Origin of the sequence: Geotalea daltonii FRC-32 (assembly GCF_000022265.1) — a bacterium.
Lineage (GTDB): Bacteria > Desulfobacterota > Desulfuromonadia > Geobacterales > Geobacteraceae > Geotalea > Geotalea daltonii.
In genome coordinates, this window is sequence record NC_011979.1 from 1,970,283 (window position 1) to 1,985,643 (window position 15,361).

Below are 15,361 nucleotides of genomic sequence, written 5' to 3' on the forward strand. Positions count from 1 at the left end.
TGAGAATTATGGATGCCATCAAGATCGACAACCTGACCAAACGCTTCGATGCCATGATTGCCGTTGATGGCCTGACACTCACCGTCTCCAGAGGGGAATTGTTCGGCCTGGTCGGTTCCGACGGGGCGGGGAAAACCACCACCATGCGCATGCTCGCCGGTATCATGGATCCAAGCTCTGGTGATGCATGGATCATGGACAGGCATGCGGGGCGGGAAGGTGAGTCCCTTAAAGGGAGCATTGGATACATGAGCCAGCGTTTCGGACTGTATCCCGACCTGACGGTGCTGGAAAACATCCATTTCTTCGCTGATATCCACGGCTTGCCACAAAAGGGGCGGCAGGAAAAAATCGACCGGCTGCTGGCCTTCAGTAACCTCACCCCGTTCAAAAAACGTCGCGCCGGTAATCTTTCCGGGGGCATGAAGCAGAAGCTGGGGCTGGCATGCGCCCTGATCCATACGCCGCAGGTACTTTTCCTGGACGAGCCGACCAATGGCGTCGACCCGGTTTCGCGGCGCGATTTCTGGCGCATTCTTTACCAGCTGCTCAAGGATGGCGTGACCATCTTCGTCGCCACCGCTTATCTGGATGAGGCTGACCGGTGCAACAGGGTGGGGCTGATCCACAAGGGAAAGCTGGTCGCATGCGGCACTCCCCAGGAGTTGAAACAGCTGATGCCGGGGGGGATTCTTGAAGTGCACACCGGCAATGCTCGCGCCTGTTTGCAGATTCTGCACCGGAAGCTGGAGGGTTACCAGGTCGGACTGTTCGGCGATCGTCTGCACATTGTCAGCGAAACCCCGGAGAAGACGCAGCTCCTGGTGCAGGACCTGCTAGGGGGCGAGGGTGTCGAAATTGTCAGCATTCGGCAGATCGAACCGTCCCTGGAGGATATATTTATTTCCGTCATAGGGGAAGAGGACGTCCATGCCACAGCCGGATGAATATGCCGTGTCCCTGCGCAACCTGGAAAAGCGCTTCGGCGACTTTGCCGCCGTGGACAGGATCAGTCTCGACGTGGGGAAGGGGGAGATCTTCGGCTTTCTGGGACCGAACGGCGCCGGTAAATCCACCACCATCCGTATGCTCTGCGGCATCTTGCCTCCCAGTGACGGATCGGGAACCGTTGCCGGTTTCGACGTCATCAACGAGACCGAGTCCATCAAGAAGAACATCGGCTATATGAGCCAGCGGTTTTCCCTCTACGAAGACCTGACAGTCGAGGAAAATATCGACTTCTACAGCGGCATTTACAGGATTGCGCCCGAAAAACGGCAGGTGCGCAAGGATTGGGTCATCAGGATGGCCGGGCTGGAATCCCACCGCAATTCCCCTGCTTCAGTCCTTTCCGGAGGCTGGAAGCAGCGGCTGGCACTTGGCTGTGCCATTCTCCATGAGCCCCCCATCGTCTTTCTCGACGAACCCACCTCCGGTGTGGACCCGGCAAGCCGCCGCAATTTTTGGGATCTCATCTATCGCATGGCCGGAGAAGGCACAACCGTCTTCGTCACCACCCATTACATGGACGAAGCTGAGTACTGCGACCGCCTGGGCCTCATCTATCGGGGCCAACTGATTGCACTGGGAACACCCGCCCAGCTGAAGACGGAGTTCATGACGGAAGAGGTCATCGAGCTGAAATGCCATGGGGCACAGGAACTGATGGAGGAAGTGGAGGCTCTGGACGGGGTGAAACATGCCGCCCTTTACGGCAACGGCCTGCATGTGGTGACCGTTGACGGGGAAAAGTCCATTTCAGCTATCAGTGCACTGCTTGCCGGGAAAGGGATTGCCGCCGACCGGCTGGAGAAGATCGTGCCCTCCCTGGAGGATGTGTTTGTTTCCCTGATCGAGATGCGGGACCGGCAGGAGTCTCCCCAGCGGGAGTTCAGCCGGTAAGATTGCTTGAGGCCTGGCCGGAGTAAGGGGCAAACACCGGCAACGTATGCAGCCTTAGCCCCTCCCCCTAACCCCCTCCCATAAAGGGAGGGGGGACGAAAGTATAAATCATGAAGATACAGCGCATCAAGGCCGTTGCCCGAAAAGAATTTCTCCATGTCTTCCGCGACTGGCGCAGTCTGGGTATGGGCATTGCCATACCCATGATCATGCTTTTTCTTTTCGGCTATGCCCTGACCCTGGATGTGGACCGGGTTCCACTTATCGTCTGGGACCAGAGCAATAGTCCTGCCAGCCGGGAATTTGTCAGTGGTTTTACCGGTTCGCACTTTTTTGCCCTGCAGGGCCATGCTGCCGGTTACCAGGAGATAGAACAGGCTATAGATGACCGCTCGGCGCTGATTGCCCTTGTTGTTCCCCGCGACTTCGCCCGTTCCATCGAAGCGGGAAAAACCGTGGCGGTGCAGGCCATACTTGACGGCAGCGATCCCAACACCGCCACCTTTGCCCTGGGTTATGCCGAGGCCGTCACCGGCAGCTTCTCCCGCAAGGTGGTCCTGGAGAGACTCAACCGAATGGGGATGCCTCCGTCCCGTGCCGGGATAGACATAAGGCCGCGGGTTTGGTTCAACAGCGACATGGTCTCCAAGAACTACATTTTTCCCGGCCTCATCGCCATAGTCATGATGGTGATCGCCTCCCTGCTTACCTCACTGACCATAGCCAGGGAATGGGAAAACGGTACCATGGAGCAGCTCCTGGCGACGCCGGTGACAGGTCCCGAGCTGATCCTGGGCAAACTTACGCCCTACTTTGCCATCGGCCTCCTTGACCTCATCCTCTGTGTCATCGTCGGCGAGTTCTTCTTTGCCATCCCGCTCCGGGGGAGCCTGGTGCTGCTTTTCGCACTGTCGCTTCTCTTCCTGCTGGGGGCTCTGGGGCTCGGCATGCTGATCAGCATCGTCACCAAGAGTCAGCTGGTCGCTTCCCAACTGGCCCTGGTGGCGACCATGCTCCCCGCCTTTCTTCTTTCGGGATTCATCTTCCCCATCGAGAACATGCCGGTCCCGATCCAATTCGTTACACGCCTGGTATCAGCCAGCTATTTCGTCGTGCTCATCAGGGGGATTTACCTGAAGGATGTGGGGCTGAACATTCTTGCGGTGGAAACCACTTTTCTTGCCGTCTTTTGCTTGGCGGTCATAGCCCTTTCGGTGGCGAGGCTGAAGAAGAAGATAGAATAAGGAGTGAGGAGTGAGGCTGGCTGCTGTGACTTCGTCCGTTCGTTCGGTCGCCACAGCTGCGGACCTTGCGGTGTCAATTTATATCAACGAGCCGGTAAACGATTGCCGCGAATGCGCCTCTGTTGCATCATTGGGCGGGTGTCCGCTCGCCGCTGCGGCTCTGTCACTCTCTCCCGAAGCCACAGCAGCCTGACCGGCTGCGGTTAAAAATAATAGGATGGGTATGCTGGAACGGCTCAAAGCCATGCTGATCAAAGAGTTCATCCAGGTGCTGCGGGATCGCCGCATGCGCTTCATCATCTTTGTGGTGCCGGCGGTGCAGACGATAGTTTTCGGCTATGCCGTAAATACCGATGTGAGGAATGTGGCGACGGCCGTCTATGACCTGGACAACACCAGGGAGAGCCGGGAGCTGGTGGCCCGCTTCGTTTCCTCCGGATATTTCAATGTTAAGGAATACATAGCCCGCGAGAGCAGAGTGCGGGATCTGGTTGATCGTGGCAAAGCGAAGGCGGTGCTGCGCATCGACAGCGGCTTCGGCCGGACCCTTGGCGCCGGCAATACCGCTCCGGTGCAGCTGATACTCGATGGTACCGACTCCAACACGGCCGGTATCGTCTTAAGCCACGCGGTCAGGATTGCCGCCCGTTATAGTGAGGATCTACAGGCAGGACAGCTGGCCAGGAGCAGCGGCCGCGTGCAGTCTCCTGGCGGCGTGCACCTTGAGAGCCGGGCCTGGTTTAACAGCAACCTGGAGAGCCGCAATTTTTATGTGCCTGCGGTCATCACCAATATCGTCTTCATCATTACCATGCTTCTTTCCAGCATGGCCATCGTCCGGGAAAAGGAGATCGGCACCATTGAGCAGATCATCGTCACCCCCATCAGGAAGACCGAGTTTATCCTCGGCAAAACAATTCCTTTTGTCATAATCGGTTTTATCGATGTGGGACTTATCTCGGCAGTTGGCGCCTACTGGTTTGATGTACCGATCAGGGGCAGTTTCACACTTCTCTTTGCTGCCACCGGGCTTTTTCTCATGAGCTCCCTCGGCATCGGGCTTCTCATCTCAACTGTCAGCCGGACCCAGCAGCAGGCCATGATGAGCGCCTTTATGGTCATCTTTCCCGCAATGTTGCTGTCGGGTTTTGCCTTTCCCATCGAGAACATGCCCACCCCTGTCCAGTGGCTGACCTTGCTCAATCCGATCCGCTATTACCTGGTGATCATTCGCGGTATTTTTCTCAAAGGAACGGGCATGGATATCCTCTGGCCACAGCTTGCAGCCCTTGCTGTTCTCGGCCTGGTAATCCTTCTCTTTTCCGTGCGGCGCTTCCGCAAGACGCTCTCCTGATTCGGCGGCTTACCCTTGCGCGGTCCTTGCGGATCAGGGCTTAGCTGAATCATCTCCAGATGGGTATGCACCCTCTCTTTGCTTCCATTCCACCAGACTGCTGTTCAAATAACTAATTTTCCACCATTCCCGTTGATTGAATAAATCTCCCGGCGTGGTACACTCCATTAATAATTATATTTTAATGTGTGGTTGGAGAAACCTATGCCGCGACAGAGTCCCAGGATAAAAGCGATTCTTCCCGCAAAGCTCGACACCTCTTCATCAAAAATTGAGACAGAAATTATCGATCTTGGACTCGATGGTGCCTATCTCAAGGTTTTACCTCCTGCTTTCCGCGACAAGATCCCATTGAACACCAAGGTCCTGTTGCAGTACGACCTTTTTGGTCAGGGACTTTTCGAGCATCGGGGAAACATTGTCAGAAAGGATGGCCTGGGCTACGGAGTGCAATTTGCCGGCATCGACCGCATGACAAAAAACAAGCTTTGGCAGCTCATTGCCGGAAATTTCGACAACACGGGGAGCTGTCCCTTCTGCGGTGAAAGTTATGGCCTTCTGCCGCCGGTATGCAAAAGTTGCGGCTGGCAGCTGGATTTCAATCCCCCTGGTTATCTTGACTACCATGAAAGGACCTGTCTGCTGAACAGGGTAAACGGCAACCTTGCAAAATTCGATCTGGACCAGCTGCAAAAGGTCTCCGGTTTTATCGATACGGATATCCTCAAGCTGAAAGGGAACGATGACCTTGACCAGTTTGTCGGCACCGGCAAGGCGATGCTGGATGTTTTTGCCAATATCCGCAAGGTGGCGCCCACCGATCTCACGGTGTTGATTTTGGGCGAAAGCGGTACCGGCAAGGAACTCACCGCCCAGGCGATCCACGAAAGAAGCCCACGCAAGGACAAGCCGTTCGTGGCGATAAACTGTGCCGCAATCCCGGATAATCTCCTGGAAGCCGAGCTGTTTGGTCACGAAAAGGGTGCTTTCACCGGTGCACATACCACGAAGAAGGGAAAATTCGAATATGCCGACAACGGCACGATCTTTCTCGACGAGATAGGGGACATGCCTTCCAACCTCCAGGCCAAGCTGCTGCGCTTCCTGCAGGACAAGATCGTGGAAAGGGTCGGCACCGTCGGCGGAAAAAAAGTGAACGTAAGGGTTATTGCCGCCACCAACAGGGATCTCAGCGTGGCCATTGCCGAAGGCAAATTCCGCAGCGACCTTTACTACCGCCTTGACGAATTCGCCATCAACCTGCCACCGGTACGGGAAAGGGGGGAGGATACCCTGATACTGGCTAAATATTTCCTGAACAAGTTTTCCCGGGAGGGGGGGCTGGCGAAGACCTTTACCAAGGAAGCCATCGATGTCATCAATAATTACGACTGGCCGGGAAATGTCAGGGAGATAATCAACAAGGTCAGACGGTCCATCGTCATGGCTACGGGCAGATATGTGACCCCGGCGGATCTGATGCTGGACGTGGCGAAGGTTGAGGACGGAGCAGGCAACAGCGATCTGAGCAGTGCCGTGGCCGTTCTGGAGAAGGAGAAGATAAAAGAGGTGTTCAAAAGCTGCAACTACAACATCTCTACGGCTGCCAAGCTGCTGGGGGTGAGCCGCCCCACCCTCTATCGGCGGATGAAAATCTACGGCATAGAGTGAGATGTAACAAGGAGAAAGGACGGCCAGGTGTATCAGAATTTTACAGATTCACTGCTCCGTTGGATGTCCAAGTTGCTGAAAAATAAAGAACCACCGATGACCGTAACACCTGCTTAACAGATGTCAGGTTACACATTTTTAACAATCTTTACAGAAATGGTTGCCACAGGAACCTGAACTGGAAGCAAAAAATAATAAAGATGTAGGAATAGCAGTGGGTTACAAATAAAGATGAGAGGTGGCACATCAATTGCCATAAGAGAAATAAGAGCAACGGCAGAGCGCCTTGCCAAAATCTAATTCTAGGAGGATATGTTATGAAAAAGGGAAAAATGATCGTGACGATGGCTGTGGTCTCTGCCTTGGGGTTTGGCGGGCAGGCATTGGCAAATGATGAACTCGAAGTGGACGTGGATATCACCAAGACAGTGGAAGTGAACAAGAATTCCAACAATACGCTAGAGGTTGATGCCAGCAAAAACATTGAAGTCAAAAAAGAAGTCGAGGTAAATAAAACAATTGATTCAAATAACACCAAGGAGATTGAAGTTAATAAGACCGTAGAAGTAAAGAAAGCTGAAGGCGAAGCTGAAGGTAAAGGCAATGCAGTAGCCGTCAACGGCTCCACTTCTGACGTGACCGACAATTCAAAAAAGCTTGAAGTCGGTGACGTCAACATAGACAAATCTACCGACAATTCAAAGAATCTTTCTGTCGGAGATGTGGACATCGATAAATCAAGCAAGGAAGTAGAGATTGAGAAAACTGAAAACGAAGCCCAGTACGGAAGCGTTGCAGCCATAGGGGGGAATGCTACGAAGGAGGAAGTGGACGGCGACATAGACAATCTGTCAGGCGGCGCCGTGGCAGCTACCACCGGCGGCACTGCTTCCATGACAGACAGCTTCAACACTGACTCCAGCATCAACGCCACCGCCGAAGAGGGTGCCATTGCCGTCAATGCCGCAGGCGACGCTGACATCAGCACAACCGAGGAATCTTACAACAACCATGCCGAGGATCACAGTGCAGCTGCCTATAATGGCGACGCCTACGCCCAGGAAAACTTCAACAATACCACCAACAGCAACAACCAGACCACCACCCTGACCGTCGGTGATGTGGATGTTGAAATCGCCTCCAGCGTTCTTAACGGTACAGTATCGAGCAACGTTGCCCCGACCGACGCAGAGGATGTGCCTCTGACCGGATACAATGAAATCAACGATTCCCTGGAATCTCCGAGTGGCATCACCGTCCTTTCACAGAACACCGGCTTCAGCTCACTGGTACAGCAGTCGGTCAATGTTCAGGTTAACAGGCCGTAAGTGCAAATCACATGTTCACCCCGGTGATGCATACGCGTCACCGGGTGCTTTTTTGCCGAATTTAAATTTAGCTGCACCCATAAGGAGGCAGGAAAATGCGAAGATCGACAAAAGCCCTGTTTGCCCTACTGGCTTTGTCTGCTGCCACCATCTCGGCTCAAGGGGCTTCGGCCAATGGAATCGGCCCAGGATCAGCCGGGGAGATGGTGACTACGGCCGACCTGGAACTGGGGCAGTCATTAACCAACGAAAATCTGGATGACTTGACCGGACGGCAGAACATGAACGTGGACCAGCTCGACATGCAGCTAAACACTGCAACGCAATTGGGTGAGGCAGATGGTAACCTTATTAATGATTCGAACCTCACCACCGGCGCCAACGGCATCAGCGGCAACGCCTTTGCCCAGGCGAGCGGCCTGGTGACGGTGATCCAGAACTCTGGCAACCAGGTCCTGATTCAGAACGACCTGATCATGAATCTGACGGTGAAATGAAGCGTATGAAGCATTCCATATTACCCGTTGCCTTTTTTGCATTGCTACCCATTCTTTTTGTGATATCGCCGGTCGAGGCGGGTACCATAGTGGTCCCCGGCGTGACCGGCGGTGCTTTTACCGTGAAGGTGACGAGTATAAAAGAAGCGCGTTTCCGTACCACGGTCCACCAGCAGTACGACTTCAGCTGTGGATCGGCGGCGCTGGCAACGCTGTTGACCTATAATTACGAAGAGCCCGTTACGGAACAGGAAGTATTCAAGGCCATGTTCGACAAGGGGAATAAGGAGAAGATCCGTAGGGAAGGCTTTTCATTGCTGGATATGAAGAATTACCTGGAGGAGAATGGCTACAAAGCTGCCGGGTACAAGGTAACCCTCGACCGGCTGTCGCAGATCGGCGTGCCGGCCATTGTGCTGATCAACATCAGGGGGTACAAACATTTTGTGGTGGTCAAGGGGGTTTCGGCAAAGTCGGTACTGGTCTCGGACCCGGCCGTTGGGGCCAAGACCATTCCCCGGGCCGAGTTTGAATCCACCTGGAACGGACTGATTTTCATCATATTGAACAAGAAAAATGTAGCTAAAAATTACTTCAACCGCGATCGAGAATGGCATGTCAAGGAGAAAGCGCCACTGGGCTTGGCCTTGAGCCCCAGCGAGCTTGCCAGCGTGACCTTGATGCTGCCGGGAGTATTGCGATGACGCCAAAGGGGAAAGACCATATGTGGAAAATCGCCCTATTGTTGGCAATAGTGATGTCTGCAACCAGTACGGCTTATGGGGATTGGGCGGAATGCAGGGACTGCAGCTCCCTTGCTGCCCAGGACCTTGAGCTGATCCGCGGTGGCTACCAGACCGGAGACGGCCTGGAGGTTTCTTTCGGCATCGAAAAGGCTGTGTTTATTAACGGCATACTGCAGGCTACCAGTACCTTGAACGTCCCGCTGCTGGGTGGCGAGTCGAGTCAGGCCCTGTCGGGCAACGTTCTGGCCGACAGGGCCATGACGATCCAGAAGGGCGCCGGCAATTCCATCGATATGGCCGGTGGTCGGGAGGGACTGTTTACCTTCATCCAAAACAGCCTCGATTTTGCCGCGATCAAGAACGTTACCCGCATAGATGCCACGGTTAATGTCCTCAATACTTATCGCAACATGAATCTGAGGTCTTTGATCAACGAACAGCTGATCAATGCAATGAAATAAAACATATCTGCCATGACGGCTCATATGAAAAGCCGCCAATCCCAGTTTTTGGGGCTGGCGGCTTTTTTTTCGGACAATGGACAGCCCCGGCTGCCGCGATTCGGCAATTTCATAGTAGTGAGCATGGGGTGCTTCCTTCCAGGAGGGAAAAGTACCGGACGATCTACTTTCCCGTGAGCAGGAAACTGGTGGGAAGCCTCAAGGTCAACTGCACATTGGAGGCGGCCGGCGTCAGTCCTGCGCCTATGGAGAAATTGGCCGATGTTTTTTCGGTCAACTTGTAGGAAAAGCCGAAGAGAAGGCTCCCCACCTGGGTGATGATCGAGCCGGGAATTTCGGTGCCGTCGATCTTCGGCTTGCCCAGGACGATATGGTCGTAGCCGATGCTGAAGGAGGATTTTTCGTTGAGTGCCACACCGATACCGAAGTTGAAGCCGATGGTGTCCCCCGGGTCCATTCTGCCTTGGCCCGGGACCTTTCTCGCCATATTCCACATGTAGCTCACGGTGCCGAAAAATACTGCCGGGTCGGAAGAAAAGATGGCGCTGATCCCCGGTTGGATGCCCCAGAAGCCCGACCCCGTGGGAAGTTCCGTCTGCAACGGTACCCCCGATGGGCTGGTCACGTTGGTCGCGGTGGGAACCTCGAAGGGATCCTTGCCGGTGATGGATTTTACCCGCAGGTTGGCGATGAAATAGGGACCGTTTCCCCCCGGCTGGTTAAGCTGAAAACGGGGACCGAATTCGACGTCACCCATATTGTTCCCGTCGGCGGTGAACACACTTGCCGGTATCCGGTTGCCCGTATTGGGATCGGTAGTCGGTTCGAACGAGGTGGAATCGGAACGGTAGACGTAGGGGACCCTGGCTTCGAATTCTACCCGGTTGGTGATGCCGTAGCGTGCTCCCAGGGAGACGACGTAGGTATTGCTGTTGACGTTCCGCACATCGATGAGCCCGATGGTGAAGGAGGGAATGATAGTATAGCCGCTCAGTGCCACACGGTTGGAGGAGGAATTGGAGAACTGGAATGATGGCTCCAGGACCAGCGTTCCCTTGGGGGTCAGTACCCCCGGTTGATCGAAGATCGGAGCTATATCCGGCGTCCGCGCTTCTCCAGGCTGCCCAACCGGCGGCTCATGAATATGCGTCCTAGTTGCCTCGGTGCGCATTTCTTTTTTCGCCTCGTCTGCTTTGGCAGTTGCCTTCTTTTCATTTCCTTTTTTGGTGGAGGTGATTTCCCGGTCCTGTTCCGGCGGCCGGTTTTTTCCTTTGCCGGGGGGGGGAGACTCTGCGCAAAACGAATTTGCAGACAGCAACATCAAAGCCACCCAGACGCAGGCGGTAATGGTTTTTCCACGAGCAGGCATCGAAATCCTCCAAAGAAAAATTAATTCGAATTAATTTGATTGCTTAAATTAATCCAATGGCGGCCGGATGTCAATGACCAGCTCAAATTTTTTTTTCAGGGAGACGCGAGCAAAAATATTTTTAAGTAAATTTGTAAAAATTAATTTGTGATATATAATTAGTCACGCCCGCCGGTCATGTGGATGACAGGTGGAGAGCAAGGTTAAGCGATCGGCGCCCAACCAATGAATACTTGTTTCTCTTGTTATCGGACAGGAGGGGGTAACGTGAACGGTATAAAAACGATTATCTGGTTGTATATCCTCATTACATTCGCTGTTTTCTCGGCCGTTCCCGACATTCATGCCGCCACACCTTCCGCAACACCAATAGCAGACGTCACCCAAAACGAGGCTGATATCATCAACCTTGACGTGGCAGGCTCTTTCAGCGATGGGGATGGCCACACGCTTACTTTCACCGCCACCGGCCTGCCCGAAGGCATTGGCATCAGCTCTGCCGGGCTTATTTCGGGAAAGCTGCCGAAGGTGACGGCGAATACCTCCTATAGGGTGACGGTGACCGCCACAGACCTGAGTAATCTTACTGCCGACCAGAGTTTCACCCTGACGGTCATCAACAGCATTAACGAGCTTCCTGTCCTGGCCCGCAATACCGTGCTCAGAATCAACCAGGATGCCGCTGCCGGTACCATCGGTAATAACTATTTGCAGCTTACGGATGAAAACAATCCCGGTGCCAGCTCCCTGACCTACACCCTGACCGCCGTGCCGGTCAAAGGGACCCTGCAAAAAGGGAACTCACCCCTCGCTGTCGGCGCCACCATTACCCAGGCGGACATCGACGCCGGTTCCATCAGCTTCGCTCCTTCGGGGAGCGCCAACGGCGCCGACGGTTTTTCCTTTACCTACACGGACGACGTCGGGGAAACACAGGGTCCAGCGGTTTTCACCATCACCATCGTCGATAATATACCGCCGACCATGAACGGCACTGCCGTGTATGTGGACTCGACCCATGTGGAGGTGACCTTCAGCGAGGAGGTTAAAGGCGCGGATCTCCCGGCCAATTACACGGCAGACAACGGCCTGACCATAACCGGAGCGACGCCGGTTAGCGCGAATACCTATCGTCTCACCACCTCAGTCCACAAAATCGGCGTTACCTATACCATTACCGGCAAGAATATCGCCGATCAAGCCGGCAATGGGCTGGCCGCAAATGGCAGAACTGCAGAGTTAACCCGGCCTGCCACAGCTAACAGTGCTCCCGGCACGCCGGTCCTCAAGGCACCGGCAAGCGGGGAAGCCAATTCGGCCGGAGAGGTAACGACCTTGACCCCGTCTCTCACCGTCAATGCCGTCACCGATCCGGACGGCGACCTGGTTACCTATACGTTCGAGGTTAGTACGACCGGCAACTTCGCGACTCTTGCAGTTTCAGGGGAGATGACCATTGCCGTTGATGGGGCTGTCTCCTTTGCCGTACCCACAGCAACGCCCCTTGCCGAGAACACCCTCTATTACTGGCGGGTTCAGGCCAGTGACGGCAACTTGAACAGCGGTTACATGCCGACGGCTACTTTCTTCGTCAACACAACCGCGGAGGCACCGACCGATCCAGCGGTGAGCTATCCTGCCGCCGGCACCGAAGTGCCCTTACTGACACCGGCACTTACCATTACCAATAGTGCCGATGCGGACCAGGATACCCTCACCTATGACTTCGACCTGGCAATGGATCAGGGGTTCGGCAACGGCAGTATCGTGGCCAGTGGCACCGGCATTCCCCAGGGCACTGGAGGGAGCACAGCCTGGACTGTCCCCCCGGACAAAGCAAAGGATAACAGTCGGTACTTCTGGCGATGCCGGGCCGTAGACCATGATGGGAAAACCAGTAACTACGTCACCTCATCCTTTTTCATCAACACTGCCAACGACGCCCCCACTGCACCCACTTTGAGCGCACCGGCAAACGGCTCGCCCAATGTCAATGAGGTGAATATCCTCACCCCCACACTGGTGGTCAATAATGCAACCGATCCCGACCCGGTGAAGGCGGCTCTCACCTACACCTTCGAAATCGATACGGTCAACACCTTCGATAGTGCCGGCAAGCAGGTGTCGCCGGCTATTCCCGAGGGGGCGGGGACCACCGCCTGGCCTGTAGCGGCAAATCTTACCGAGAACACCACCTATTATTGGCGCGCCAAGGCGAACGACGGTGCAGCTGACGGCCCATGGATGACCACCGGCAGCTTTTTCGTCACCACTCGCAATATCGCACCCAACGTTCCTGCACTGGTGAGTCCACCAGCAGGCGGCGAAGCGGATTCAGTGACGCCGGTGCTTTCCGTTCAAGGAAGCGATGTCAACGGTGATACCATGACCTATACATTCGAGGTGTTCACCGACAGCAGCTTGGATTCCCGTACACGAGTGGCCTATGCCGTAGACCAGCCTGCCAACTGGATCGTCACTCCGCCTCTTACGGATAACACACGATACTACTGGACCGCCATGGCAAAGGACCTCCACGGCGCCTTCAGCAGACCCATGGCGGCACAATCCTTCACGGTAAAAAACAAGGATAGCGGCAACATTGCGCCGAACATGACCATAACTGCCCCCGGTGCAAATGAACCGGTGATGAACAAATACTCCATAAATTCCTATACCATTACCTGGACTGCCGCCGACCCGGACAGTCCGGCCCTCATCGCCCTGTACCACGCCCCGGATGCCGGCGGTACCGGAGGGACCCTGATTGCCAGCGGCCTCAGCAAGAATGTGACCAGCTACACCTGGGATACCTCGGTCCTTCAGGACGGGAGCTACTACGTGTACGGTGTCATCGCCGACGGCAAGTCGCAGGTTACGGCAGTTTCGGCCGGACCCATCGTCATCGACCGCACTCTACCCACCCCCCCGGAGGTGTCGGGTGTGACGCTGACCAACAATCCCACGCCCACCTGGAGCTGGACCGGGAAAGGGGGAGGGAGCGGAACTTACCGCTACAAGCTGGACAGCGAAGATTTGACAACCGGTGCAATCGAGACGCCAGACCTTACCTTTACTCCGGCGTCGGCACTGGGCGGAGGAGAGCACACGCTGTATGTGCAGGAGCGGGATGTTGCCGGCAATTGGTCCCCAAGCGGCAGCTACAGGACCAATATAGATCTGATACCCCCTGAGGCCACAATCAGCGGTGCTCCCGTTCAGGCAACAGCTGATACCAGCGTTACCCTGACTGTCAGCGGAGATGACGTGATCATCTACCGGTACCGGCAGGATGGTGGCGAATTTTCCGGTGAAAGACCGGTCGGCGATCCCATCCAGTTGGCGGCTCTCGGGGATGGTGGACATGTCGTCGCCGTTATCGGCAGGGACAGTGCCGGAAACTGGCAAACCACCGAATCGACGGTGCAGTGGGTCGTAGACATAACCCCGCCGGGTGCTGTTATCAACAGCGTTCCATCGAGCCTAACGAACAGGACTGCGGCCACTTTGGTAGTCGGTGGGGAAGGAGTTACTGCCTACCGTTACAAGTTCGACGACGGTGCATATTCCAGCGAGACGCCCGTTTCCACCCCCATAACGCTTGCCTCCCTGACCGAGGGGAACCATACGGTGTCGGTAATCGGCCGGGACGGCGCCGGAAACTGGCAGGCCGAGGAGAGCGCCGCCACCGCCGCCTGGATGGTGGATTTGACTCCTGCAGTAATGAATGTATCCACCCTTTTGGATGGCAACTATACCAACGTGGCAGAGTTGAACATTTCCGGGACCGTCACCGATGCCAGCGGCATTGCGAGTCTTGCCCTTGAATATGCGGCCGAAGGCACTACCGGCTCCGGCGAGGTCATACTCGACGGGAAGGGAGCCTTCAGCCACATTGTGACCTTGGCCGTCGGGGCCAATAAGCTGACCCTGACTGCCACTGACCGTGCGGGTAACCGGACCGGCAATACGAGAACCATCAACTACGATCCGTTTGGGCCAGAGCTTACCATTACGAGCCCTGCAGATAATCTGAAGACCAACCAGTCATTCGTCAAGATCAACGGGACGACCAACGAAACTGCCACCATCGAGGTCACTACCTACGACCGGAATCAGATACCTGCTTCCCCCCAATTGGCGTCCATCAGCGGAGCGGATTTTACCGCCACCGCCAATCTCTTCGAAGGACTCAACACCGTCGTCATCACCGCCCAGGACCAGACCGGGACCAGAAGCTCCTACAAAAGGACCGTTACCTACGACAACCAGAAACCCAATCTGGCCATTACCGAGCCTGTCCAGGACCTGAGGACCAATCTGCACATCATGACCATCAAGGGAGCTGTTTCCGATGCCCTCAGTGAGGTTGCCGTGACGGTGAAACAGGATGGCAATGAACCCGAGCCGGTTTTCCTGATTACCGGCGAGTCGGGGCAGTCCTTTGAGAAGACGGTGACCTTTACGGATAGTAAGGTCTATCATTTTGTGGTGACGGCAACGGATGCCGCGGGGAACGAGACAACTGTCCAGCGGAACATCATCTTTGCCGCTCCAGCCTGGGGGGATATCAACAGCGACGACAGGGTGGATATCCTCGACGCCCTGATTGCGCTGCAGATTTCCAATGGCATGCTGACCCAGACTGATTTTGACCTGATCCGCGGGGATGTTGCTCCATTGATAGACGGCAAACCGGTCTCCGACGGCAGGATCAATGTGGGTGATGCCGTCGTCATTCTCCAGGCTGCAGTCAACCTGATCACACTTGAGGCACCTCAAAAATAAA

Annotated in this window: 12 protein-coding genes; 11 read left to right on the forward strand and 1 reads right to left on the reverse strand. The window is 55.2% G+C overall.

Annotated elements, in window-relative coordinates:
- The first annotated feature begins 8 nt into the window (after nt 1–8).
- The 10 genes from GEOB_RS08855 (at nt 9) to GEOB_RS08895 (ending at nt 9,203) form a co-directional block, all read left to right on the forward strand.
- A complete protein-coding gene (locus GEOB_RS08855) occupies nt 9–947 on the forward strand; it encodes an ABC transporter ATP-binding protein (RefSeq protein ID WP_012646867.1) in 939 nt (312 codons plus the stop codon).
- Nucleotides 931–1,902, forward strand: a complete 972-nt coding sequence (locus GEOB_RS08860; protein WP_012646868.1) for an ABC transporter ATP-binding protein — start codon at nt 931–933, stop codon at nt 1,900–1,902. The genes GEOB_RS08855 and GEOB_RS08860 overlap by 17 nt, the downstream gene beginning before the upstream one ends.
- Nucleotides 1,903–2,012: 110 nt before the next feature.
- Nucleotides 2,013–3,146, forward strand: a complete 1,134-nt coding sequence (locus tag GEOB_RS08865) for an ABC transporter permease (protein ID WP_012646869.1) — start codon at nt 2,013–2,015, stop codon at nt 3,144–3,146.
- 10 nt (nt 3,147–3,156) lie between these two features.
- Nucleotides 3,157–3,339 (forward strand): hypothetical protein, encoded by a 183-nt coding sequence (locus GEOB_RS20125; protein WP_012646870.1) that lies wholly within the window; start codon nt 3,157–3,159, stop codon nt 3,337–3,339.
- A gap of 30 nt (nt 3,340–3,369) precedes the next feature.
- The gene (locus tag GEOB_RS08870) at nt 3,370–4,500 is read left to right on the forward strand and encodes an ABC transporter permease (protein ID WP_012646871.1); all 1,131 of its coding nucleotides are present in this window, start codon (nt 3,370–3,372) and stop codon (nt 4,498–4,500) included.
- 204 nt (nt 4,501–4,704) lie between these two features.
- Nucleotides 4,705–6,171, forward strand: a complete 1,467-nt coding sequence (locus GEOB_RS08875; RefSeq protein ID WP_012646872.1) for a sigma 54-interacting transcriptional regulator — start codon at nt 4,705–4,707, stop codon at nt 6,169–6,171.
- A 317-nt stretch (nt 6,172–6,488) separates the two neighbouring features.
- A complete protein-coding gene (locus GEOB_RS08880) occupies nt 6,489–7,499 on the forward strand; it encodes a hypothetical protein (RefSeq protein WP_012646873.1) in 1,011 nt (336 codons plus the stop codon).
- Nucleotides 7,500–7,594: 95 nt separating this feature from the next.
- Nucleotides 7,595–7,996 (forward strand): hypothetical protein, encoded by a 402-nt coding sequence (locus tag GEOB_RS08885; protein ID WP_012646874.1) that lies wholly within the window; start codon nt 7,595–7,597, stop codon nt 7,994–7,996.
- A 5-nt stretch (nt 7,997–8,001) separates the two neighbouring features.
- Nucleotides 8,002–8,700, forward strand: a complete 699-nt coding sequence (locus GEOB_RS08890; protein ID WP_154650474.1) for a C39 family peptidase — start codon at nt 8,002–8,004, stop codon at nt 8,698–8,700.
- Between the two features lie 20 nt (nt 8,701–8,720).
- A complete protein-coding gene (locus tag GEOB_RS08895; RefSeq protein ID WP_230199037.1) occupies nt 8,721–9,203 on the forward strand; it encodes a hypothetical protein in 483 nt (160 codons plus the stop codon).
- Nucleotides 9,204–9,366: 163 nt separating this feature from the next.
- Here GEOB_RS08895 and GEOB_RS08900 read toward each other — a convergent pair whose 3' ends face one another.
- Entirely contained in the window at nt 9,367–10,572 is a 1,206-nt protein-coding gene (locus tag GEOB_RS08900; RefSeq protein ID WP_012646877.1) for a transporter, read from the reverse strand.
- A 267-nt stretch (nt 10,573–10,839) separates the two neighbouring features.
- On the opposite strand from GEOB_RS08900, the gene GEOB_RS08905 reads away from it, so the two are divergent.
- The gene (locus GEOB_RS08905) at nt 10,840–15,360 is read left to right on the forward strand and encodes a cadherin-like domain-containing protein (RefSeq protein WP_012646878.1); all 4,521 of its coding nucleotides are present in this window, start codon (nt 10,840–10,842) and stop codon (nt 15,358–15,360) included.
- Nucleotide 15,361 lies beyond the last annotated feature (1 nt).